The sequence below is a fragment of the Gordonia shandongensis DSM 45094 genome (assembly GCF_000423025.1).
Classification (GTDB): Bacteria; Actinomycetota; Actinomycetes; order Mycobacteriales; family Mycobacteriaceae; genus Gordonia; species Gordonia shandongensis.
On record NZ_AUHE01000002.1, the window covers coordinates 442,677 to 465,594 of the forward strand.

The 22,918-nt window shown below is 68.3% G+C and carries 19 protein-coding genes and 2 riboswitches; of the genes, 12 read left to right on the top strand and 7 right to left on the bottom strand.

The window, feature by feature from the left end; all coding sequences use genetic code 11:
• Positions 1-101: 101 nt before the first annotated feature.
• Positions 102-545 carry an acyl-CoA thioesterase gene (locus G528_RS0104875; RefSeq protein WP_026918000.1) on the bottom strand — a complete coding sequence of 148 codons (444 nt, stop codon included), beginning with the start codon at positions 543-545 and terminating at the stop codon, positions 102-104.
• 153 nt (positions 546-698) lie between these two features.
• Here G528_RS0104875 and G528_RS0104880 point away from each other — a divergent pair, with 153 nt between their 5' ends.
• Together G528_RS0104880 and G528_RS16405 are read left to right on the top strand one after the other, a co-directional pair.
• Positions 699-1,313 carry a GNAT family N-acetyltransferase gene (locus tag G528_RS0104880; protein WP_026918001.1) on the top strand — a complete coding sequence of 205 codons (615 nt, stop codon included), beginning with the start codon at positions 699-701 and terminating at the stop codon, positions 1,311-1,313.
• Between the two features lie 118 nt (positions 1,314-1,431).
• On the top strand, positions 1,432-2,901 hold the full coding sequence (locus G528_RS16405) for an NAD(P)/FAD-dependent oxidoreductase (RefSeq protein ID WP_035718882.1): 1,470 nt from the start codon (positions 1,432-1,434) through the stop codon (positions 2,899-2,901).
• A gap of 33 nt (positions 2,902-2,934) precedes the next feature.
• Here the strand turns inward: G528_RS16405 and G528_RS0104890 are convergent, their stop codons facing one another.
• Entirely contained in the window at positions 2,935-3,351 is a 417-nt protein-coding gene (locus G528_RS0104890) for a PaaI family thioesterase (protein ID WP_026918002.1), read from the bottom strand.
• Between the two features lie 303 nt (positions 3,352-3,654).
• On the opposite strand from G528_RS0104890, the gene G528_RS0104895 reads away from it, so the two are divergent.
• The 8 genes from G528_RS0104895 to G528_RS0104930 all read left to right on the top strand — a co-directional run bounded on the left by G528_RS0104895 (position 3,655) and on the right by G528_RS0104930 (position 13,440).
• The gene (locus tag G528_RS0104895) at positions 3,655-4,047 is read left to right on the top strand and encodes a BlaI/MecI/CopY family transcriptional regulator (protein WP_026918003.1); all 393 of its coding nucleotides are present in this window, start codon (positions 3,655-3,657) and stop codon (positions 4,045-4,047) included.
• A gap of 48 nt (positions 4,048-4,095) precedes the next feature.
• Positions 4,096-5,043, top strand: coding sequence for a M56 family metallopeptidase (locus tag G528_RS0104900; RefSeq protein ID WP_026918004.1), 948 nt, complete (start codon positions 4,096-4,098; stop codon positions 5,041-5,043).
• Between the two features lie 24 nt (positions 5,044-5,067).
• A complete protein-coding gene (gene guaB1, locus G528_RS0104905) occupies positions 5,068-6,504 on the top strand; it encodes a GMP reductase (protein ID WP_026918005.1) in 1,437 nt (478 codons plus the stop codon).
• Between the two features lie 8 nt (positions 6,505-6,512).
• The gene (locus tag G528_RS0104910; protein ID WP_026918006.1) at positions 6,513-7,898 is read left to right on the top strand and encodes a hemolysin family protein; all 1,386 of its coding nucleotides are present in this window, start codon (positions 6,513-6,515) and stop codon (positions 7,896-7,898) included.
• Positions 7,891-8,967: a hemolysin family protein gene (locus G528_RS0104915; protein ID WP_026918007.1), complete on the top strand. Its 1,077-nt coding sequence runs from the start codon at positions 7,891-7,893 to the stop codon at positions 8,965-8,967. The genes G528_RS0104910 and G528_RS0104915 overlap by 8 nt, the downstream gene beginning before the upstream one ends.
• A gap of 3 nt (positions 8,968-8,970) precedes the next feature.
• The gene (locus tag G528_RS16410) at positions 8,971-9,876 is read left to right on the top strand and encodes a hypothetical protein (RefSeq protein ID WP_051198288.1); all 906 of its coding nucleotides are present in this window, start codon (positions 8,971-8,973) and stop codon (positions 9,874-9,876) included.
• Between the two features lie 93 nt (positions 9,877-9,969).
• On the top strand, positions 9,970-12,168 hold the full coding sequence (locus G528_RS0104925; protein ID WP_026918008.1) for a malate synthase G: 2,199 nt from the start codon (positions 9,970-9,972) through the stop codon (positions 12,166-12,168).
• A 93-nt stretch (positions 12,169-12,261) separates the two neighbouring features.
• The gene (locus G528_RS0104930) at positions 12,262-13,440 is read left to right on the top strand and encodes a hypothetical protein (protein ID WP_026918009.1); all 1,179 of its coding nucleotides are present in this window, start codon (positions 12,262-12,264) and stop codon (positions 13,438-13,440) included.
• Between the two features lie 54 nt (positions 13,441-13,494).
• Here G528_RS0104930 and G528_RS0104935 read toward each other — a convergent pair whose 3' ends face one another.
• Entirely contained in the window at positions 13,495-14,382 is an 888-nt protein-coding gene (locus G528_RS0104935) for a LysR substrate-binding domain-containing protein (RefSeq protein WP_026918010.1), read from the bottom strand.
• 171 nt (positions 14,383-14,553) lie between these two features.
• Here G528_RS0104935 and G528_RS0104940 point away from each other — a divergent pair, with 171 nt between their 5' ends.
• Together G528_RS0104940 and G528_RS16415 are read left to right on the top strand one after the other, a co-directional pair.
• Positions 14,554-16,098: a malate:quinone oxidoreductase gene (locus G528_RS0104940; RefSeq protein WP_084638025.1), complete on the top strand. Its 1,545-nt coding sequence runs from the start codon at positions 14,554-14,556 to the stop codon at positions 16,096-16,098.
• 214 nt (positions 16,099-16,312) lie between these two features.
• Complete coding sequence (locus G528_RS16415; RefSeq protein ID WP_084638026.1) at positions 16,313-17,407, top strand: mechanosensitive ion channel family protein; 1,095 nt, start codon at positions 16,313-16,315, stop codon at positions 17,405-17,407.
• A 121-nt stretch (positions 17,408-17,528) separates the two neighbouring features.
• Here G528_RS16415 and gcvP read toward each other — a convergent pair whose 3' ends face one another.
• From gcvP to ftsR, 4 genes are all read right to left on the bottom strand, one after another.
• Positions 17,529-20,447, bottom strand: coding sequence for an aminomethyl-transferring glycine dehydrogenase (gcvP, locus tag G528_RS0104950; RefSeq protein ID WP_026918012.1), 2,919 nt, complete (start codon positions 20,445-20,447; stop codon positions 17,529-17,531).
• Between the two features lie 44 nt (positions 20,448-20,491).
• A riboswitch (glycine riboswitch) is annotated at positions 20,492-20,613 on the bottom strand.
• Positions 20,614-20,713, bottom strand: a riboswitch (glycine riboswitch).
• Positions 20,714-20,738: 25 nt separating this feature from the next.
• The gene (locus G528_RS0104955; RefSeq protein ID WP_026918013.1) at positions 20,739-21,368 is read right to left on the bottom strand and encodes a MerR family transcriptional regulator; all 630 of its coding nucleotides are present in this window, start codon (positions 21,366-21,368) and stop codon (positions 20,739-20,741) included.
• A 246-nt stretch (positions 21,369-21,614) separates the two neighbouring features.
• The gene (locus G528_RS0104960) at positions 21,615-22,121 is read right to left on the bottom strand and encodes a bifunctional nuclease family protein (RefSeq protein WP_026918014.1); all 507 of its coding nucleotides are present in this window, start codon (positions 22,119-22,121) and stop codon (positions 21,615-21,617) included.
• A gap of 77 nt (positions 22,122-22,198) precedes the next feature.
• Complete coding sequence (gene ftsR / locus G528_RS0104965) at positions 22,199-22,882, bottom strand: transcriptional regulator FtsR (RefSeq protein ID WP_035719023.1); 684 nt, start codon at positions 22,880-22,882, stop codon at positions 22,199-22,201.
• Between the last annotated feature and the right edge of the window lie 36 nt (positions 22,883-22,918).

Below are 22,918 nucleotides of genomic sequence, written 5' to 3' on the forward strand. Positions count from 1 at the left end.
GTGACCGTCTCACCCGGAGCCTTCATCGCCCAGTCAACGTCGTCGTCCGGTCACCGTCGTCGTCCGGTCACCGTCGTCGTCCGGTCACCGTCGTCGTCCGGTCACCGCCGTCGCCGGAACGGCACCTCGTCGCCCGCGTAGTCCTCCAGGATCGCGCGTGAGCCCTCCGGGATCGCCGCGGGCCGGCCGCTGCTCGGGTCGATCACGGTGCACGTGGTCTCCGCGAGAGCCGCGATCTGACCGTCGTGGGTGGCGATACGGTATCCGTAGTCGAACGACTTCGTGCCGATCCGCGGCACCCACATCTCGATCCTGACCGGTTCGACGCCGTAGTAGAGGGGCGCGACGAACTCGATCTCCTGGCGCGCCACCAGGATCGGCAGCGTCGGCGAGTCCTCGGCCCCCGAGTCGGAGAACCAGACGTGCCAGGCGCGGACCCGTGCCTCCTCGAGCAGGCGCGCGAACTGGACGTTGTTGACGTGAGCGAGCGAATCCATGTCGCCCCAGCGCAACTGGATGTCGATGGTGAACGGCGAGGCTGTCATGGGTGCACCCTATAGCCAGCCTCCGACAGGTCGGACCCCGGCGTCCGGACCGGTCCGCCCCGGCGTCGCCGCTGCCCCTCGCCGCCGGCCGGGTTCCCCGACACGCGGCGAAACTCGTCGATCGGCGCGCCCCGGATCGATAGAGTCTCGGGGGTGAACATCGGTACGCGACGGCTCCGGCTCCGCCCGGTCGAGCAGAGCGATGCGCACCTCCTGCACCGCCTGGACGCAGACCCCGAGGTGATGCGTTTCGTCAGCGGCGGCGAGCCGACGCCGTCGGCGACCATTCGAGACTGGGTCATCCCCCGGTCGCAGGCGCAGTTCCGGAGCTCCGGCACCGGGATGTGGCTCCTGTTCGATCGCCGCGAGGACCGTTTCATCGGATGGGTCCAACTGCGTGTCCCGCGCCACTCGGCCGCCCTCGAACTCGAACTCAGCTATCGACTGCACCGCTGGTCGTGGGGTCGAGGGGTGGCCACGGAGGCAGCGTCCGCGCTGGTGGCCGTCGCCTTCACCGCCACCGACACCGACCGGATCTTCGCCGGAACGCACCCCGCGAACCGCGGCTCGCAACGCGTGATGGTGAAACTCGGGATGCGCCCCGCCGCGAGCGCGATCCCACCGGTGCCCCGCGGCGGCGCCCGGCAGGTCGACGGATCCCGGCAGGTCGACGGCACCGACCCCCTCGACGATGTGGAGTACGAGCTGATGCGGGCCGACTGGGAGCGTTCGCGGCTCCCGGCGCGGACCGCGGATATGCCGGCGTGAGCGGTGCGGTCTACCGTGGAGGTGATCGTCCCGCGGGGAGTTCGGCGCGCACCGCAGTCGGGATCCGCCTGACTTCGCACCGGGGCAAGGACAGCAACGACCGATCAGGAGTTAGTCAATGACCAGCAGCTCTGCGACCAGCAGCCGTGCCACGACCGCGCACCGCCGCCGTCAGGTGGTCATCATCGGTTCGGGTTTCGGCGGCCTGTTCGCAGCTCAGCGGCTGAAGAAGGCCGACGTCGATGTGACGCTCATCGCCAAGACGACGCATCACCTGTTCCAGCCCATGCTCTACCAGGTGGCGACGGGAATCATCGCCGAGGGCGAGATCGCTCCCGCCACACGGGTCATCCTGCGCAAACAGAAGAACGCGCGGGTACTGCTCGGTGAGGTCTTCGACATCGACATGGAGAATCAGACGGTCCGGTCACAGCTCCTGGAGCGGGTCACCGAGACGCCGTACGACGATCTCATCATCGCGGCCGGGGCCGATCAGTCGTACTTCGGAAACGATCACTTCGCCGAGTACGCCCCCGGCATGAAGACCATCGACAACGCGCTGGAACTCCGCGGGCGCATTCTCGGGGCCTTCGAGCAGGCCGAGTTGTCGAGCGATCCGGCCGAGCAGGAGAAGCTGCTGACCTTCGTCGTCGTCGGTGCGGGCGCCACGGGTGTGGAGCTGGCCGGCCAGATCGCCGAGATGAGCGACAAGACGTTGCGCGGCGCCTTCCGGAACATCGACCCGACCACGGCCAAGGTGATCCTGCTGGATGCGTCGCCCGCCGTCCTTCCCCCGTACGGCGAGAAGCTCGGCACCAAGGCCAAGAAGCGCCTCGAGGGGTTGGGCGTCGACGTCCAGCTCGGTGCGATGGTGACCGACCTCGACTTCGACGGCGTGACCGTCAAGGACAAGGACGGCACGCTGCGCCGCATCGAGAGCCAGTGCAAGGTCTGGTCTGCGGGCGTGCAGGCCAGTTCGCTCGGAAAGGTGCTCGCCGACCAGTCGGACGTCGAACTGGATCGCGCGGGCCGCGTGAAGGTCCTCCCCGATCTGTCGGTCCCCGGTCACCCCAACGTCTTCGTGGTGGGCGACATGATGGCGGTCGACGGTGTTCCCGGCGTCGCACAGGGCGCGATCCAGGGCGGCCGCTACGCGGCTGACGCGATTCTGGCGGAGATGAAGCGCGGACAGCAGCCCGACCAGCGCAAGCCGTTCAGCTACTTCGACAAGGGGTCGATGGCCACCGTGTCGCGCTTCAGCGCGGTGATGCAGGTGCCGATCCCGGGGACCAAGCGGAAGTTCGAGACGGAGGGATACCTCGCCTGGCTCGGCTGGCTCGCCCTGCACCTGGTCTACATGGTCGGCTTCCGGAACCGGTTGAACACCTTCATCAACTGGTTCTTCGCATTCAGCACGCGCGGGCGCACGCAGTTGGCCATCACCGAGCAGCAGGTGTACGCGCGCAGCGCTCTCACCGAGCTCTCGTATCTCGAACGGCTGCGTCTCGCCGAGGCGGACAAGTCGGACCGCGATGATCGGGACGCCGTGCCCGAGGAGTCCAGCGCGGGAGAGCCCAGCGCGGGCTGATCGGTGGACCGGCGCCTCGACCGCCGAGGTCGATCAGGGCGCCGTCGGCATGGGGATGTTCTGAAGTCGCACGCGCGACTGGGCGACGAGGGCCCCGCTCTCGTCGCGCATGTCGACCTGCCACAGCTGCTGGCGCCGACCGCGGTGGATCGGCGTGGTCGACACGGCCAGCACGCCGCTGCTCACCGACCGGAGGAAGTCGGTGCTGTTGTTGGCCCCGACCGCCGCGCCGTCGATGCCCGATTCCTGCAGCCAGCAGTAGGCGCTGATGCTCGCGGCGCTCTCGGCGATCGCGCAGTAGACGCCGCCGTGGATGATGCCGAAGGGCTGATGGTGCTTGGAATCGATGTCGAGTGTGCCCCGCACCCCTTCACCGTCGGCGTGGTCGACGGTGAAACCGAGCAGAGCGTCCAGTCCACGCGCGACAGTGGGGTCCATATCCGTTGCCATGACTGCAGCCTGCCACGAACCGGACGCGAAAACGACAGTGACCCCCGCGTTCTCCGTGCGAACTACGAGGGTCACCGTCGCGGATCGGGGGTCTCTGCAGCCCTCAGGACTCTCGCTCGATCCTCGGACATGAAGGTAGGCTACCCTTACCGGCATGTCAACCCGCAGTGCCCGATCGGGATTCGCACGACCCCTCGGGAACCCTCAACGACGCTGTGTCGTTGACATGACGACCCCGCCCCGCGGGCACGTCGGCGACACGTGTCCGGTACCCGACACAAGACGATCAGGAGCCGACGTAGGATGAGGAAGATGAACGGATTGGGTGACCTGGAGCGCGCCGTGATGGACACGCTGTGGGCTTCGGCGACGCCGCGGACGGTGCGCCAAGTCCATGCCGAGCTGTCCGAGACCCGTTCCCTGGCATACACGACCGTGATGACCGTCCTGCAGCGACTGACGAAGAAGGGCCTCGTCACGCAGATCCGCGACGACCGCGCACACCAGTACACCGCCACCTCCCCTCGCGAGGACCTGGTCGCCGAGCTCATGGTCGACGCACTCAGCTCCGCCGACGCCCCCGGTTCGCGACATGCCGCACTCGTCTCGTTCGTCGGCCGCGTCGGTGACGACGAGGCCGCCGCGCTGCGGGCCGCGCTCGACGAACTCGAGTCTTCGCGCGACGAGCGCACCTGACGAGCAGGCCGCGCCCGTGTTCCATCCACGACGATCCGAGGAGGGCCGATGACAGCACTCCTGTTCGGCATCCTCACGATCGCCCTCGTCGGCCCGATCCCCGCGGCGCTCGCCCGGGCCAACTGGCCTCTCTACGCACCACGCGCGGCGATGACCCTCTGGCAGTCGATCGCCCTGGCCGCAGTCCTGTCGGCCTTCAGCACGGGCCTCGCCATCGCCGCCAACCTCTTGGCGCCCGGCCCCGACGGCACCCCGACGAACAACCCCATCGAGGAGTTCCACCGCCTCGGCTGGTTCCTCTGGTCGGCCTACGTGCTCGTCTTCGTACTGACCCTGCTCGTCGGCGCACGCCTGATGTACACGGTCCTGCGGGTGGCCATTCGCACCCGCGCGCGCCGCAACGCCCACCGCCAGATGATCGATCTGGTCGACAGTGTGGAGCATCGCCGCCACGGCGATCGCAGCACTCGAGACCTGCGCATCCTGGACGTCCCGACTCCCCTGGCCTACTGCCTGCCCGGTCTCCGAAGCCGCGTGGTCCTCAGCGAAGGCGTCCTCACCCGCCTCGACGACCGCCAGCTGACGGCCGTCATCGAGCACGAACGCGCTCACCTGCGTGCCCGTCACGACCTCGTCCTCGAAGCATTCATCGCGCTGCACGAGGCGTTTCCGCGATTCGTCCGGTCGCAGTCCGCACTCGGAGCAGTCGAACTGCTCGCCGAGGCGCTCGCCGACGACCAGGCCGCGCGCGCCACGTGTCCGACCACCGTGGGGCGAGCACTGGTCGCCTGCGCCGATGCCACCGCTCCGCGCGGCGCGATGGCCGTCGGCGGCCCGACCACGCTGGTCCGCGTCCGTCGCCTCGGGCACCGGACCCCGCAGCGCGGCATCGCGGCGACCGCCTACCTGCTGGCCGCCGCGATCCTCGTGGTACCGACCCTCGCGGTCGCCATCCCCTGGCTCACCGAGTTGAGCCGGCTCCTCACCCATGCCTGACACGCCCGAACCGAAAGGCCCGCCGTGCGATTCCTCGACGGTCACGCACCCGCGCATGATCTGACGTACGACGATGTCTTCGTCGTCCCGAACCGCTCGTCGATCGCCTCGCGGTTCGACGTGGACATGTCGACCTCGGACGGCAGCGGCACCACCATCCCGCTCATCGTGGCGAACATGACGGCTGTGGCCGGGAAGCGCATGGCCGAGACCGTCGCCCGGCGCGGAGGGCTGACCGTCCTGCCACAGGACGTTCCCCTGGAGGCCGCGGCCACCACGATCGCCGCCGTCAAGTCCTGCCACCTGACCGCCGAGACCCCGGTGACCCTGGGCCCCGACGACGTGATGGCGCACGCACAGGCGCTGATCCCCAAGCGGTCGCACGGCGTCGCGGTGATCGTCGACGACGGCCGACCGATCGGAGTCGTCCCCCGCGCTCGGAGCGGTCACGACGTGGATCTGTTCACCGACCTGCGGTCGGCCGCGCAGCCGGTGCCGGTCACCCTGCCGGTCGACACCGATCCGCGCGCCGTCTTCGACGCGCTGGTGGAGGCCAACGCCGAGCTCGCCGTTCTGGTCGACGACGGCGGGCGACTGGTCGGTGTGCTGACCCGGACCGGGGCGCTCCGCGCCGGCATCTACCGCCCGAACACCGACGCGTCGGGGCGGCTGCGCATCGCGGCGGCCGTCGGGATCAACGGCGATGTCGTCGGTCGTGCACGGGCGCTTGTCGACGCCGGCGCCGACCTGCTGGTGGTCGACACCGCACACGGGCATCAGGAGAAGATGATCACATCGCTGGGCGCCGTCGCCGACGCCGACCTCGGAGTTCCGATCGCCGCGGGCAATGTGGTCTCCGGCCGGGGCGCGATCGATCTGGTCAACGCCGGGGCGACGATCGTCAAGGTCGGTGTGGGCCCCGGCGCGATGTGCACCACCCGGATGATGACCGGCGTCGGCCGCCCCCAGTTCTCGGCCGTCGCCGACTGCGCCGCAGCCGCTCGCGAGCACGGCGCCGCGGTGTGGGCAGACGGTGGGATCAGGCATCCGCGCGACGTCGCTCTCGCGGTCGCCGCCGGTGCCTCGAACGCGATGGTCGGATCCTGGTTCGCCGGCACCTACGAGTCGCCCGGCGATCTGCACACCGACGCCACCGGCGAGTACAAGGTCAGCTTCGGGATGGCGTCCAAACGGGCGGTCGCCGCGCGATCGGCCGACGACAGCGCCTACGACCGCGCCCGCAAGAGTCTGTTCGAGGAGGGCATCTCCTCATCGCGCATCCCGGTGGATCCGGAGCGTCCCGGTGTGGAGGATCTGATCGATCACATCTGTTCGGGTGTCCGCAGCACGGCGACGTACACCGGTGCCGCCAGCCTGCCCGAGTTGCACGACACCGTGGTGCTCGGCGTCCAGTCCGCGGCCGGATTCGCCGAGGGCCGTCCACTTCCCGGCGGTTGGTGACCGCGGCCGTGGACGTTCTCATCATCATCGCGAGTCTGATCGGATTCGTCGCACTCACGCTGGGCACCGCGTTGTTCGTCGCCGGCGAGTTCTCCCTGACAGCACTTGAGCGGTCGACGATCTCCGACGACCTGGCGCGCCGAGGCGATCGCCGTGCCCGCGCGGTGGATCGGGCGCACCGGTCGTTGTCGTTCCAGTTGTCGGGCGCCCAACTCGGCATCACCATCACGACGCTGATCACCGGCTACATCGCGGAGCCGGTCCTGGCCACGATCTTCAGTCCACTGCTCGAGGCCATGCGGGTCCCCGAGGCCGTCGTCCCGGGCACCACGCTCGCCATCGCGCTCATCCTCGCGACCTCCCTGTCGATGGTGCTCGGCGAGTTGATTCCGAAGAACCTCGCCATCGCCAAACCGTTGGCCGTCGCGCGAGCCACCGCATCGCCGCTCTCGGGTTTCTCCGCCTTCTTCCGCTTCGCGATCAACGGGCTCAACGGCGCCGCGAACGCCCTGGTGCGACGTCTGGGCATCGAACCGACCGAAGAACTCGGGTCCGCGCGGTCTGCGGCGGAGCTGGCGGCCCTGGTGCGGAACTCCGCGTTGCGCGGAGCGTTGGACGCAGACACCGCGCAGATCGTCGACCGTTCGCTGCGCTTCGGCGACCTCACCGCCGAGGACCTGATGACGCCGCGGGTCCGCATCGAGTCCCTGGAACCGGGCGACTCCGTCCGCGATCTGGTCGCCGCCGCAACCGGCACCGGGCACTCGCGCTTCCTCATCGCCGAGGGCGGCGATCTGGACAACCTCGTCGGGGTGGTTCACATCAAACAGGCCTTCACACTCCCGCCGCAGAGTCTCGCGACCACATCGCTTCGGTCCCTGGCCCGTCCGATCACGCGCGTTCCCGACAGCCTCGACGGCGACGCCCTCGTCGATCGGATCTCGTCGAACGGTCTCGAGGTGTGCGTCGTGATCGACGAGTACGGCGGCACCGCCGGCCTGGTCACCTCCGAGGACATCGTCGAGGAGATCCTCGGCGACGTCACCGACGAGCACGACGCCGAAGAGTCCGACGTCACCCGGATCGGAAACGGATTCCGCTGTTCCGGGCTGCTCCGCCTCGACGAGGTGCACGACGCCATCGGCTACCGTGCCCCGGAGGGCTCGTATGAGACGCTCGGCGGACTCGTCATGTTCTGCCTCGGTCGCATACCGCAGACCGGCGACATCCTCGACCTTCCGGCGCGCGAGCACGGAGCCGAGCACGACGGGGACCCGGAACCCCGCTGGCGCGCCACCGTCGTCCAGATGGATCAGCGTCGAGTCGACAAGGTCTGGCTGACGACGATCGACGGCGACCCGTTGCCGACGCCGAGAGGGGGTCCCCGTGGGTGACGTCTGGGGTGTGCTGCTCGCGGTCGTCCTGCTGTTGGCGAACGCGTTCTTCGTGGCCGCGGAGTTCTCGCTGATCGCAGCGCGGCGGGATCGACTCGTCGCCCTCGAGGAGAGCGGCAAGAAGCGTGCGCGTCGGGTCATCGACGCCTCCGAGCATCTGTCGTTGATGCTGGCCGGGTCGCAACTCGGCATCACGATCTGTTCGATCCTGCTCGGCCGCGTGGCCGAACCCGCGATCGCGCACATCATCAGCGCCCCGTTGGAGTGGGTACGGGTGCCCGACCAGCTGCTGCATCCGATCGCCTTCGCCGTCGGCCTGATGATCGTGGTCGTCCTCCACATCCTGCTCGGCGAGATGGTCCCGAAGAACATCGCCCTGGCCGGACCGGAGACGGTCGCGATGCTCGTCGTGCCCGCCCACCTGTTCTTCCTCCGGCTGGCGCGTCCGGTGATCTGGTTCTACAACGCGATCGCCAATGCCTCGATCCGGCTGATGCGCGTGGAACCGAAGGACGAGCTGGAGACCACCGTCAACGCCACCGAGTTGGCTCAGATGATCGGTGAGTCGAGGGAACTCGGCTTCCTCGACGCCGAGGAGCACGATCGCCTCACCCGCGCACTGACGAAGGTGGAGCAGACCGTCGACGAGGTCATGATCCCGCTGGCCGACGTCCGCACGGTCCGGGTGGAGCTGGCGACGGGAGCCGGCGGCCTCGGACCACGGCTGGGTTCGGTCGAGAGCGCTGTGCGCGAGACCGGGTTCTCCCGGTTCCCGGTTCGCGGCCTCGACGGTTCGTATATCGGCTACCTGCACATCAAGGACGTCCTCGACGACATCATCGACGAGGCCGTGGGCCCGGACACCATCATCGGCGTCGACCAGATCCGCCCGCTGCCGAAGGTCGCGGCGAGCATTCCGCTCGACGAGGCGAGCGTGATCCTTCGCCGTACGAGCGCTCATCTGGGTGCGGTCGTCGACGACTCGGGGACGATCATCGGTGTCGTCGCGTTGGCCGACCTCGCCGAGGCCTTCATCGGCGACGTCCGCGACTCGACGCATCGGGTGTGACGCGTGCGGCACCACCTCGACCGGAGCCGGTGGGAGATCCTCGCCGACGAGCATCGCCGTCGCATCGACGCGCTGATCGGTCCGTATCGCGAACTGCGCGCCGCCGGCGAACGGCATCCGGTGATCGACTTCCTGTTCACGTATTACTCGGCGCGTCCGGCTCGGGTCACGCGATGGCACCCGGGGTTCGGGACCGCCTTGTGCGACGCACACGAATACGACGGGCTCCGGGGTTACCGCGTCACCGACGACGGCACGGCCACCGTGAGCGACGAGCACCTCGTGCGACGGCGGCCGCTGATCGCCGCGACGCTGGCGGTCGCGCGTGCCACGGCCGATCGTGCACCCCGCTTCGGCTGCTTCGGCCTCCACGAGTGGGCGATGGTGTACCGGACCGACCGGCCGCGGCACCCGCTGCCGCTGCGGCTGGGCGTCGACGGCACCAATGCCGTGGTCGAGTCTCATACCGTCCGATGCACTCATTACGACGCGTTCCGCTTCTTCACCGACGCGGCCCGGCCGCTCAACACCGTGGTCGCCGACGACGGCGGACCGCTGACCCGCGCTGCGGCGATCACGCGAGAGCAGCCGGGCTGCCTGCACGCGACGATGGATCTGTACCGCTACGCGCTGGCTCTGACGCCGCTGATCCCCGGGTCGCTGCTCGCCGACAGCTTCGCGTTGGCGTTCGACGCGCGATCCCTCGACATGCGGGCCGGCCCCTATGACCTGACGGAGTACGGCTACTCCCCCGTCCCGATCGAGACGCCGGAGGGGCGCGCGCGGTATGTCCGCGAACAAGCCGCCCTCACGCGACGGGGTGTGCGGATCCGTGCGGCGCTCGTCACAACCTGCGAAGACCTGCTCGAGCGGGCCGACGCCCTGAAAATACTCGCCGGTAACCCCTAGTACCATGGATGATTGTCGGTGGAACAGCGCTCCGGAATACTTCGTGCGCACCGACCGTTCCCCGCAGTACGCACTCGCCAAGGAAAGGTTGCCATGACCGAACGTGTCACAGTCGACGGATTGCAGGTCGACAAGGTCCTCTACGACTTCGTCAACAACGAGGCCCTCCCAGGCACCGGTGTGGACGCCGACACGTTCTGGACGGGCGCGGCGGCCGTGATCGGCGATCTCGCTCCGCGGAACCGCGAGCTGCTGCAGGTGCGTGAGGACCTGCAGCGCTCCATCGACACCTGGCACCGTGAGAACCAGGACTTCGACTTCGCCGAGTACAAGAAGTTCCTGACCGAGATCGGCTATCTGGTCCCGGTCCCCGACGACTTCGAGATCACCACCACCGGCGTCGACGACGAGATCGCCCAGGTTCCGGGCCCGCAGCTCGTCGTGCCGATCCTCAACGCACGATTCGCGCTCAACGCGTCGAACGCGCGCTGGGGATCGCTGTACGACGCTCTGTACGGCACCGACGCGATTCCGGAGACCGACGGCGCCGAGAAGGGCACCTCGTACAACAAGGTTCGCGGCGACAAGGTCATCGCCTACGCCAAGGCCTTCCTCGACAAGGCCGTCCCGCTGGAGTCGGGAAGCCACGCCGATGCGACCGCGTACACCGTGTCGGACGGTCGCGCGGTGGTCACCGTCGACGGAGCCGAGACCACCTTCGCCGACCCCGACGTCTTCGCGGGATACACCGGTGAGGCGTCCGCCCCCACCGGCATCCTCCTGCGCCATCACGGCCTGCACCTCGAGATCCAGATCGATCCGTCGTCGCCGATCGGCTCCACCGATCGCGCGGGCGTCAAGGACGTCGCCGTCGAGTCGGCCGTCACGACCATCATGGACTTCGAGGACTCGGTCGCGGCGGTCGACGCCGAGGACAAGGTCCTCGGCTACCACAACTGGCTGGGTCTCAACCGCGGTGACCTCACCGAAGAGGTCAGCAAGGGCGGCAAGACGTTCACCCGTGCGCTCAACCCGAACCGGGTCTACACCTCCCCGGACGGACGCGGCACGGTGGAGCTGCACGGCCGGTCGCTCCTGTTCGTCCGCAACGTCGGACACCTGATGACCAACCCGGCCGTCCTCGACGCGGAGGGCAACGAGGTGCCCGAGGGCATCCTCGACGCCCTCGTGACGTCGGCGATCGGCATCCACGGCATGGCGCCCGCCGCCGGGAGCGCAGCGGCCGGCGGCAATGACACCGGTCTGTACAATTCGCGGACCGGCTCGATCTACATCGTGAAGCCCAAGATGCACGGCCCCGACGAGGTCGCCTTCACGTCCGAGCTGTTCGGACGCGTCGAAGACGTCCTCAGCCTGCCGAAGAACACCCTCAAGGTCGGCATCATGGACGAGGAGCGCCGCACCTCGGTGAACCTGAAGGCGTGCATCAAGGCCGCGTCCGAGCGCGTCGTGTTCATCAACACCGGGTTCCTCGACCGCACCGGCGACGAGATCCACACCTCCATGGAGGCCGGACCGTTCGTTCGCAAGGCCGAGATCAAGGGGCAGCCCTGGTTCAACGCCTACGAGGACTCCAACGTCGATACGGGTCTGCACGCCGGACTGCAGCACAAGGCCCAGATCGGCAAGGGCATGTGGGCGATGCCGGACCTCATGGCGGACATGCTCGAGCAGAAGATCGGGCACCCCACGGCCGGCGCCAACACCGCGTGGGTGCCGTCCCCGACGGCGGCGACGCTGCACGCCCTGCACTACCACGAGGTCGACGTCTTCGAGCGGCAGAACGACATCGCCAAGCGCGATCCGGCGTCGGTCGACGACATCCTCACCATCCCGCTCGCCGCGGACGTCGACTGGACCGACGAGCAGAAGCGCGAGGAACTGGACAACAACTGCCAGTCGATCCTCGGTTACGTCGTGCGGTGGATCGACCACGGTGTCGGCTGCTCGAAGGTTCCCGACATCCACGACGTCGCCCTGATGGAGGACCGCGCGACGTTGCGCATCTCGAGCCAGTTGCTCGCCAACTGGCTGCGTCACGGGATCGTCACCGAGGACGACGTCGTCGCCTCCCTCGAGCGGATGGCACCGGTCGTCGATCGCCAGAACGCCGGTGACCCCGACTACCGACCGATGGCTCCGGAGTTCGCGGGCAACATCGCGTTCCAGGCGGCCAAGGACCTGATCCTCGAGGGCGCCACGCAGCCGAGCGGTTACACCGAACCGTTGCTGCATGCCGCGCGCCGCGAGTACAAGGCCGCACGCGCCTGATATACACGGTGTAGACGCGCCGAGCCCGGACCGGATCTCGGTCCGGGCTCGGTTCTGCAGTGGGCAACCGGCACAGCCGGAGGAGGAAGCTTCGTGGCAAAGCACACCAGCGGCGGACGCAGTCGGACGCTCATCAGCCGTCCGCTGATCGCCTGCGCCCTGATCGTCATTCTGATCGCCGGTGCGGTGACCGCCTGGATGCAGCTCGGCGAGCGCATCGATGACGAGACGCCCGTGACGGCGCAGGAGTGCCTCGAGGGGCGGGCGACGGTCTCGGTCATCGCCGACCCGGCGTTGGCGCCGGCGCTGCAGCAGGTCGCCAAGAGTTTCAACGCGACCTCACCGATCGTCCGCGACCACTGCATCACGATCGACGTGCGGCCCGCCGACGCCCGGGTCGTCCAGCAGGGTCTGATGGCCAAGACCTGGGATCCCGAGGCGCTCGGCGCGTATCCCGCCGCGTGGGTCCCGGAGTCCTCCCTCTGGTCGGCGGCGCTGAGCGTCGACAAGTCGCAGATCCTGCAGGGCAATCCCGAGTCGCTGGTGACATCGCCGGTACGCCTCGCGATGGAGCGTGAGATCGCCGCGGCCGGCGCCGATCAGATCGCGTGGTCGGATCTGCCCGCCCAGACGCGCGCCAATTCGCTGAGCGAGTACGGCAAACGCTCGTGGGGTTCGCTGCGGATCGCGATGCCGGGCGGCCCCCAGGCCGATGCGACCGTTCTGGCCGGTGAAGCGGTCGCCGCTGCGACCGTCGACGCCACGGGCGCACTCACCGGCCGGCAGGCCCGCAGCGATGCGGTGCAGACCGCGATGCGCGAGCTGATGTCGGCTCCGCCGCAGATCGGCGACGGGTCGATCGAGGCCGCGGTGACCGCGATCGCCGAATCCGCCGATCCCGCCGACGCGCCCGTTCGCGCGGTGCCCGCGACGGAGCAGCGACTGTATTCGCTGACCGCACGCGACAAGAAGCCCCGCATCTCCGTGGTCGCCCCGAAGGGCCCCACCCCGGTGGCCGACTATCCGGTCGTGAAGCTCGCCGGCGAACTGGTCCCCCCGTATGCCGGTGACGCGATCGGCCAGTTCTTCACCTTCGTGCGCAAGCCTCCGCAGATGAAGGTACTGACCGGGGCCGGTTTCCGCGGGTCCGGTCCGCTTCCGGACTCGACGCCCACCATCGAGTTCGGCGACGTCGCAGATCAGATGCCGCCTGCCGATCCGGACGCGACCCTCGCCATCGCTCGGATCGTGTACCCGGCCGCGGTCGAGTGATCCGCGCGCGATCGGGTGTCTCGGCGGTGGGCCCGACTGCGCGTCAGCGGTGACTCACCACTCGACGGCTCCGATCAGGAAATCGGCGAACTTCTCGACCACGGGGGTGGTCACCGTCGTCGGCCAGACCACCGCCGCTTCTCGATACAGCCGCGCAGACGTCACCGGAACCTCCACCACTCCGGCCACGGGTTCCGGCGTCGGCGGCAGCAACGCCACCCCCAGACCGCGCTCGACCAGCTCCCGGATCGTCGCGAACTCGGTGATCTCGATTCCCACCGCGGGCACGAATCCGGCAGCGCGGCACCACCGCTCGGTCGACCGCCGCAAATCGTAACTGTCGGGGTTGGCGATGAACGTCTCATCGGCCAGGTCTGCCAGCGCCACGCCCGCGGATCCCGCCAACCGGTGCCGTTCGGGCAGGGCCACGACGATGCTCTGCGACGAGACGATCCGGTGCCGGAACCCGGCGGCCGGTGGAATGGTCACCGCCAGATCCAGGGCGCCGGCCGCCAGGTCGTCGGCCAGCTCGTCTCCGGGAGCCTGTTTCAGTTCGAGTCTCACTCGCGGATGGCGGTGGTGGAACGCCGCGACCAGTTCCGGGATCAGCCCCGACCCCATGGTGAGCGGGAAGCCGAACCGCACGCGCCCGGTCTCGGAGTCGCCCTCGTCGGCTGCCGTGCGTACGGCTCGATCGAGATCGGCGAGCGGTTGTGCCACGTCCTGCGCGAGTCGTCGTCCCACGCTCGTGAGGCGTACCTCGCGACCGCTCTGGATCACCAGTGCCGCGTTCAGCGTTCGCTCCAAGCCGGCCAGGCGTCTACTGATCGACGACTGCGAGACCCCCAGCTCGTGAGCCGCCCGCGTCATCGACTGACCGGATGCGGCAAAGGCTCGCAGTGCACTCAGAGCAGGGGTCAGCGAAGCGGCCAATTCATCCACTTATGCATGGTATCGCATCATCCGAGCATTGGACGGATGGGTGGCGGGCGACGAGCATCGAGAGTGTCCCGATAACGGCTCGACGCCGATGCGCCCGACCAGCGAGGAGTCCCTTCCATGCCCAGATCGCACACGCAGAGAATGCACACACGGGGAATGCACACACGGGGAATGCACACACGGCGGATCCGCCCTCGGCAGACCGTCGAAGCGGAAGCGGTCTCCGACCTCGGCCACGCGGACGTCGTGATGATCGGCGGCGGAATCATGTCGGCGACCCTCGCTTCACTGCTCTCGACCCTCGAACCCGACTGGCGCATCGTCGTCTTGGAGGCCGCCGACTCCGTCGCCACCGAGAGCTCGGCCGCATGGAACAACGCCGGCACCGGCCATTCGGGATACTGCGAACTCAACTACACCCCCGATGCCACCGATCCGGAACGGGCCTGCGAGGTCGCCGAGCAGTATCTGCTCACCCGCCAGTGGTGGTCGCACCTGGCTCGCATCGGTCGGATCGATCCGCCGTCGTTCATCGACCGCACCCCGCACCTCAGCGTCGTCTTCGGCGACGACGCCTGCGAGTGGCTGCGGACACGGTTCACGGCCATGCGATCCAGCCCGTTCTTCCGTGACGTGGAGTACACCGAAGATCCCGCGACGCTGACGCGTTGGGCACCCCTGCTCATGGCCGGCCGAACAGGTGATCAGCGCATCGCAGCCACCCGTCACCGCGACGGGACGGACGTCGACTTCGGCGAACTCACTCGACAGCTGCTCCGCGGTTCGCATGCCGAGACGCGGACCGGAGTGCGGGTCGTCGGCATCCGTCGTCGCCGACGGGATGTCGCGATCACGGCGAAGCGAGGCTCCCGGCGAGTCCGCATCACGGCCGGGCACGTCTTCATCGGCGCCGGCGGACACACCCTGCGACTGCTGCAGCGCGCACGGATCCCCGAGATCCGGCGGTACGGGGTGCTCCCCGTCGGCGCGGCCTTCCTCCGGTGCAGTTCACCGAGCGTGGTCGCCGCCCACGACGTGAAGATCTACGGGCGAGCCGACGTCGGGGCGCCACCCATGTCGGTACCGCACCTCGACCGGCGCCGGATCGACGGGGCCGACCATCTGATGTTCGGCCCCTATGCGCTCGCCACCACACGCTTGCTGCTGGGCGGACGGCGCAGCGACTTCTTCACCACCCTGCGACCGTCCAACCTGTGGACGGTGGCCTCTGCTGTGGCGACCAACCTTCCCGTGGTCCGCTATCTGATCGGACAACTCGTCTCCTCTCCGCGCAGGCGGTTCGCCCTCCTGTCGCGATACGTCCCCTCCGCGATATCCGACGACTGGCAGATGCGGGCGGCTGGGCTCCGCGCTCAGCTCGTCGCACCGGAACGTCGGACCGCCGGAGCACTCCGCTCCGTCGGGGTCATCCGCCAGGGCACCGAGACGGTCGTCAGCGACGACCGGCTCGTGTCCGGGCTCCTCGGCGCGTCCCCCGGAGCGTCGACCGCCGTGCCGATCATGATCGATCTCCTGCAGCGGGCCTTCCCCGAGCGCTGGGGCGCCGGCTGGGACACGGACCTCGCGGTGCTGATCCCCGGGCCCGGCCGAGCGTCGTGGACCGTCGACGCCGTGTCCACCGTTGTGACGTCGACCGCCGAAACGCTCGGCCTCCAGCACGGGGAACCGGACACTGATCGAGATTCAGAACAATAACGACAATAGCGAAGAATGGCGTTTTACCAGTCGTCGATCAACCAGTGTGTCGACAATTCATCCACATCGCGGGAAAAGCAGGTCATGCCCATTATCAGATGGCATATCGGAGAGAATTCGACCGTCAATCCGTCGATAGCAGACGAATCCTGACGTACGGTAGGCCCCGATGTCGCCCCGAGACATCAGGACATGCACCGAGGAGGAAACACGCATGGTTACCACGGTCGCGATCGATTACGGCGCCGGCCTCTCCGACGCCTGGTCGTCGATCGCCAATTTCGTCCCCAAGCTGGTCGCTTTCCTCGTGATCCTGCTTATTGGATGGATCGTCGCGAAGGTTCTCGCGAAGCTTGTCACGACCATTCTCAATAAGCTCGGATTCGAGCGACTGGCACAGCGCAGCGGCCTATCCGAAATGCTTGCGCGCAGCCAATACGACGCCAGTTCCCTGCTGGCGAAGATCGTCTACTACGCGATCCTCCTGGTGACACTGCAACTCGCGATCGGCGTGTTCGGCCCCAATCCGGTCAGCGATCTGTTGACCAGGTTCGTCGCTTGGCTGCCGAAGCTCTTCATCGCGATCCTGATCATCGTGATCGCCGCCGCGATCGCACAGGCCGTCCGCGACATCGTCCGGGGCGCGCTCGGCAGCGCATCGTACGGCCCCCTGTTGGGCACTGCGGTCGCCGCCTTCATCTGGGGCGCAGGCATCATCGCGGCGCTCAACCAGATCGGTGTGGCCACCGCAGTCACCACACCGGTTCTCATCGCGGTCCTCGCGACACTCGGCGGCGTGATCGTCGTCGGCGTCGGCGGCGGCCTCATCCGCCCCATGCAGCAGCGGTGGGAGACCGCGCTCACGCGGGTCGCCGAGGAGATTCCCGCCCGGCGTGCCGAGCACGAGCAGCAGGCCGCCCAGCGTCGGGAGCAGGATCGCTCACAGGCACGCGCCTACGCGGACCCCGGGTACCGGGCAGCCGAATACTCGGCACCCGAATACCAGGCACCCGAATACCAGGCACCCGGTCAGCAGATGGGAACCGACTACACCCAGCAGATTCCCGTACCACCGACCCAACCCCAGAGCTCGCAGCCGCACCCGCATGCGCAGCCTCTGCACGGCGACCAGCCGTACGGGGAACAGCGACCGTACGGGGAGCAGGGACCATACGGGGAGCAGGGACAGCATCGGGATCAGGGTGCGTTCGGCACCGGACCGGGATACCCCGATCAGCCGTACCGGTACGCGCCTCCGCAGGATCCCCAGCGGCAGCAGTACCCGCCGCAGCAGGAACCGCCGCGCTGAACCGATCACACGGCTGACGCGATCCGGCCCGCCACCGACCTTCCGGTCGCCGGCGGGCCGGATCGTCGTGCTGGGACTCGTCGTGCTGCGATCTTCGTGCTGGGATCGGGGCTGCGGTCGACTACTCGCTGAAGGCCTCGATCGGCGGGCAACTGCACACCAGGTTGCGATCGCCGAACGCACCGTCGATACGACGGACCGGCGGCCACACCTTGGCGCGCGCTCCCGACGACGGCAGTCCGTTCGGGAACACCGCGGTCGTCCGGTCGTATCCGTGGTTCCACTCTCCTACGAGGCACTCAGCCGTGTGCGGTGCGCCCGCGAGCGGATTGTCGTCCACGGTCCAGGTGCCGTCGGCCACGGCGTCGATCTCGGCACGGATCGAGATCATGGCGTCGATGAAGGCGTCCAGCTCCGCGAGGTTCTCGCTCTCGGTGGGCTCGACCATGAGCGTTCCCGCCACCGGAAAGCTCATCGTCGGCGCGTGGAAGCCGTAATCCGCCAGCCGTTTGGCCACGTCGTCCACGCTCACGCCACTGCGCTTGGTGAGTTCGCGGAGGTCGAGGATGCACTCGTGCGCCACCCAGCCGTCGGCACCGGTGTACAGCACGGGGAAGTACGCGTCGAGCCGTCGTGCGATGTAGTTCGCCGAGGCGATCGCGGTGAGTGTCGCGCGACGCAGTCCGTAAGCGCCCATCATGGCGATGTACGCGTAGGTGATCGGCAGAATCGACGCGGATCCGTACGGGGCCGCCGAGATCGTGATCCCCGTCTGCGGCAGTTCCGTCGCCAGGGGTCCGCTCGGCAGGAACTCGGCCAGGTGTTCGCGCACCGCGACCGGACCGACGCCGGGTCCGCCGCCGCCGTGCGGAATGCAGAACGTCTTGTGCAGGTTCAGATGCGACACATCGCCGCCGAACCGTCCGGGCCGTGCGAGCCCGACGAGTGCGTTGAGGTTCGCGCCGTCGACGTACACCTGGCCGCCTGCCTCGTGGACCGCGTCGCAGATGTCGGTGATCTCGTGTTCGAAGACGCCGTGGGTCGACGGATAGGTGATCATGATCGCGGCGAGTTCCCCGCGGTGCTTCTCGATCTTCGACCGCAGATCGTCGAGGTCGACGTCGCCGGTGTCGCGACTGGCGACGACCACCACCCGCAGACCGGCCATGACGGCCGACGCGGCATTGGTGCCGTGCGCACTCGACGGGATCAGGCAGACGTCGCGGGCCTCGTCACCGCGCGCCAGGTGGTAGCGGCGGATCGCGAGCAGTCCCGCGTACTCACCCTGAGATCCGGCATTCGGCTGCAGGCTCACCCGGTCGTATCCGGTCACGGCGACCAGCCACTGCTCCAACTGGCCGATGAGCTCCCGGATTCCGACGCTGTCGGACAGGGGGGCGAACGGGTGCAGGCCGCCGATCTCCGGCCACGTGATCGGCTCCATCTCGGTGGTCGCGTTGAGCTTCATCGTGCACGAGCCGAGCGGGATCATGCTTCGGTCGAGGGCGATGTCCTTGTCCGACAGCATCCGCAGGTAGCGCAGCATCGCCGTCTCGGTCCGGTAGAGATGGAAGGCCGGGTGCGTCAGGTAGTCGCTGGTGCGGTCCGCGATGGGAGCGGAGAACTGCGTCGCGCCCTCCCTCGGCCCGGCAGCGGCTACGTCGAAGGCGTCGAGCACACCTGCGATGTCGGCGTCGACGGTGGTCTCGTCGCATGCGATTCCGACATGATCTGCGTCGACGAGCCGGAGGTTGATGTTGTGACGGGACTTCGCCGCATCGACGATCTGTTCCGCACGCCCTTCGACGCGAACCAGGACGGTGTCGAAGAAGCGCGCATGGACGACGGTGTGACCGGCGCCGGTGAGTGCGTCCGCCAGGCCCGCCGCGTGGTCGTGGACGCGTTCGGCGATGGCCTTGAGGCCAGCGGGACCGTGGTACGACGCGTACATCGCCGCGATCACCGCCAACAGCACCTGGGCGGTGCAGATGTTGCTCGTGGCCTTCTCCCGCCGAATGTGCTGTTCGCGGGTCTGCAATGCGAGACGGTAGGCCGTCGCGCCGTCGGCGTCCTTCGACACCCCGACGAGCCGCCCCGGAAGCTGACGCGTGCGCTTGGTGTGGACGGCCAGGTATCCGGCGTGCGGTCCGCCGAAGCCCATCGGCACACCGAAGCGCTGGGTCGTACCGAAGCACGCGTCTGCGCCCTGATCGCCCGGAGGCGTGATCAGCGTCGCGGCCAGCAGGTCCACGCCGGCGGCGATCAGCGCACCCCGTCCGTGCGCGGCCTCGATCACCGGCGCCAGGTCGGTGATCCGCCCCGACGCGCCGGGCACCTGGACGATGACGCCGAAGAACTCGCCGTCCGGGAGTCCGGCATCCGGTCGGGCGGGGTCGAGCTCGGCCTCGACCACCTCGATGCCCAGTGGGAAGGCGCGGGTGTCGATGACGGCTCTGGTCTGCGGGAACAGATCGACGTCGACGACCAGGACGTTGGACTTCGATTTGCCGGCGCGCCGCATCAGGGTCATCGCCTCGGCGGCGGCGGTGGCCTCATCGAGCATCGACGCGTTGGCGACCTCCATGCCCGTGAGGTCCGCGACCATGGTCTGGAAGTTCAGCAGGGCCTCGAGTCGCCCCTGGCTGATCTCCGGCTGGTACGGCGTGTAGGCCGTGTACCACGCCGGGTTCTCGAGGATGTTGCGCTTGATGACGCCGGGCACGTGCGTGTCGTAGTAGCCCAGGCCGATCATCGATCGCGCCACGACATTCTGGTCGGCGAGTGCACGCATGGCCGCGAGGGCCTCGTTCTCCGTGAGCGGAGCGGGCAGTTCGTCGAGGCCCGGCGCCAGACCGTCCGCGTTCCGACTGTCGGCGATGCTCGCAGGAACGACGGCGGCGGCGAGGTCATCGAGGGACGCGACGCCGAGCGCGTCGAGGATGCGTGTCAGCTCGGCATCGTCCGGGCCGATGTGGCGGCCCGAGAACTCGGAGGACACGGCCGATTCCGAGGAGGCGGGGAGCGAGGATGGGGTCGTCACGAAGGCACCTTGTTCTTCTCGGTCCGGTCCATCACCGGACTGGGCCCTCCCCCTCTGTCATGTCACGCGCTGTCGCGGACGCCTGAGAGATTCGACGGCGGCGTGGCCACCGTCTTTCACCGTGGGCGGACGGGGTGTCGATCCCCGTCTCTTTCCAGAGACGTCGTCAGCAGCCACGGTCCTGGGTGCCTGAGAGTTTGACGGAGAGGTGTTGCTCCTTCGGCGGTCCGCCGATTCCTCGGTGGACGCTCTCCCGCAGCGTAGCGACGCACCGACAGGCTACCAACTCGGTCAGCCGGTGCGGCGCGTGCGGTTCTTGCGGCGAGCCGCCAGCTCGTCTTCGGGAGCCGCCTCGCTGATGCCGCCGTCGGCGCGCTCGCCCGGGAAGTCGGCGATGGTGCCGGTCAGTTCGCGCATCGCCCCCGAGACCGCGATCCCGAAGACGCCCTGTCCACCCTGCAGGAGATCGACGACCTCCTCGGCCGATGTGCACTCGTACACCGTCGTTCCGTCCGAGAACAGGGTGATGCGTGCCAGGTCCTCGACACCCCGCTGCCGCAGGTGATCGACCGCCACACGAATGTTCTGCAGTGAGATCCCGGTGTCCAGGAGTCGTTTGACGATCTTGAGGACCAGGATGTCCTTGAACGAGTAGAGACGCTGGCTGCCCGATCCCGCTGCGCCGCGAATCGATGGGACCACCAGCGAGGTCCGCGCCCAGTAGTCGAGCTGCCGGTAGGTGATCCCCGCGATCTGGCATGCGCTCGGCACCCGGTAGCCGACGAGGTCGTCCGGAACGGTGTCGTTCGGGAACAGCCCCGGCGCGATGTCGTCGAGCCCGCCTTGCACAGGTCCAGCAGTGACCGGCTGCGCTTCGGACGGGGTGACGCCCGGCTGCAGGTCTGACGGTTGATCGCCCACGGTAGCTCCCTTACACGATTTCTGGGCCGGTGGATCCTCTTCGAGGGTACTCCCGACCGCTGACACTGTGTTGGCCATCGCTGAGAGCGACGACCACTGGGAAAGAAACTATGGACTCCGGTGCCGGCAATCAACGCGACGCGCGGTAAACCTCAACCTAAAGTTCAGGTGTAGACGAACGGTGACGCAGTGGAGATGCATTCGTTATGCACGCCCCCGGCCCGTCCCGTTGACGGAACGCCTCGCCTACCCCTCGGGGCCCAGGAAGTCCTCGGGCGACACCTGATCGAGGAACTCGCGGAAGGCCTCGACCTCCTCGTCCCCGCCGACTTCACCGCCGACACCGGTGTCCGGCTCCTCTTCGGGCATCAACAGCCCGGCGTCATCGAGAACGTCGTCCACCGCGATGATCGAGGCCGCACAGCGCATCGCGACCGCGATCGCGTCGGACGGGCGCGCCTCGACGACCACGTCGTCGTCGAAGACCATCTCGGCGTAGAACGTCCCCTCCGTCATGTCGACGATCCGCACCTCGCGCAGGGTACGCCCGAACGCCTCGACGGTGTTCACGAGCAGATCGTGTGTCAACGGTCGAGGCGGTTCGATTCCGCGCTGCTGCAATGCGATCGACGCCGCCTCGCTCTGACCGATCCAGATCGGGAGATAACGCAGGCCGTCGACTTCGCGGAGCAGCAGGACGGGCTGATTCTGCGGCGGTTCCACGCGGATCCCCACCACGCGCATCTCACCCATCGACTCGCCTCCTCGGTCTCACCCCGCCCGGTCGCGCCGACACGTCGGGTCGTCTAGTTCAGGTTACGCTCGGACACTCAGTCCAGGACACCGCGGACAGCGGCCTTGACCAGCTGGGTGTGGAGGGTCACCGACAGCGCGGCCATCTCCCGAACCAGTTCCTCCGCGCGATCACGCGCACCGGTCCCCTTGCCCTTCGCGATCGGGCCCGCGATCTGCGCCACGAGGCCGGCCTCACGATCCGCGCTCACCTTGAACGCACGCAGATGGCGTGTCTCCACCCCGAAGTTCGCCAGTGCGGCCGCCGCCTCGACCAGACGCACCGCGTCCTCGTCGAAGAAGCCGCCCGGGCCCGCCGTCAGCAGACCGTTGCGGACGAGTTCGGTGATGAACGCCGAATCGACCTCGGTGCGTTCGATCAGAGCCTCCCGGGACACCCGTCCCCCACGCTCGCTGAAGTCGGTGGCCGGCGCCACGGCAGTGCGCGCCGACGACAGCAGGCGGGCGCCGGGTCCGCCGGCATCGCTCTCCGCGTCCATCGCATCGAGCTGTTCTCGGATCACCTTGAGCGGCAGATACCGGTCACGTTGAGCGGTGAGCACGAAGCGCAGACGCTCGCAGTCGGCGTCGCTGAATCGCCGATAGCCCGACGGCGCCCGGTCCGGGGTCACCAGTCCCTCGGCCTCGAGAAACCTGATCTTGGAGATGGTGACGTCGGGGAAGTCCTCCCGAAGGACCGCCAGGACAGCACCGATCGACATCGTGCGGTCGCTGCCGGCGGATGCACGCGCAGCTGA

What these genes read in the sequence shown, in the direction of transcription:
- G528_RS0104875 (WP_026918000.1), bottom strand. Translation starts at nt 545, where the DNA reads ATGACAGCCTCGCCGTTCACCATCGACATCCAGTTGCGCTGGGGCGAC.
- G528_RS16405 (WP_035718882.1), top strand. Translation starts at nt 1,432, where the DNA reads ATGACCAGCAGCTCTGCGACCAGCAGCCGTGCCACGACCGCGCACCGC.
- G528_RS0104890 (WP_026918002.1), bottom strand. Translation starts at nt 3,351, where the DNA reads ATGGCAACGGATATGGACCCCACTGTCGCGCGTGGACTGGACGCTCTG.
- G528_RS0104895 (WP_026918003.1), top strand. Translation starts at nt 3,655, where the DNA reads ATGAGGAAGATGAACGGATTGGGTGACCTGGAGCGCGCCGTGATGGAC.
- G528_RS0104900 (WP_026918004.1), top strand. Translation starts at nt 4,096, where the DNA reads ATGACAGCACTCCTGTTCGGCATCCTCACGATCGCCCTCGTCGGCCCG.
- G528_RS0104925 (WP_026918008.1), top strand. Translation starts at nt 9,970, where the DNA reads ATGACCGAACGTGTCACAGTCGACGGATTGCAGGTCGACAAGGTCCTC.
- G528_RS0104940 (WP_084638025.1), top strand. Translation starts at nt 14,554, where the DNA reads ATGCACACACGGCGGATCCGCCCTCGGCAGACCGTCGAAGCGGAAGCG.
- G528_RS16415 (WP_084638026.1), top strand. Translation starts at nt 16,313, where the DNA reads ATGGTTACCACGGTCGCGATCGATTACGGCGCCGGCCTCTCCGACGCC.
- G528_RS0104960 (WP_026918014.1), bottom strand. Translation starts at nt 22,121, where the DNA reads ATGGGTGAGATGCGCGTGGTGGGGATCCGCGTGGAACCGCCGCAGAAT.
- ftsR (WP_035719023.1), bottom strand. Translation starts at nt 22,882, where the DNA reads ATGTCGATCGGTGCTGTCCTGGCGGTCCTTCGGGAGGACTTCCCCGAC.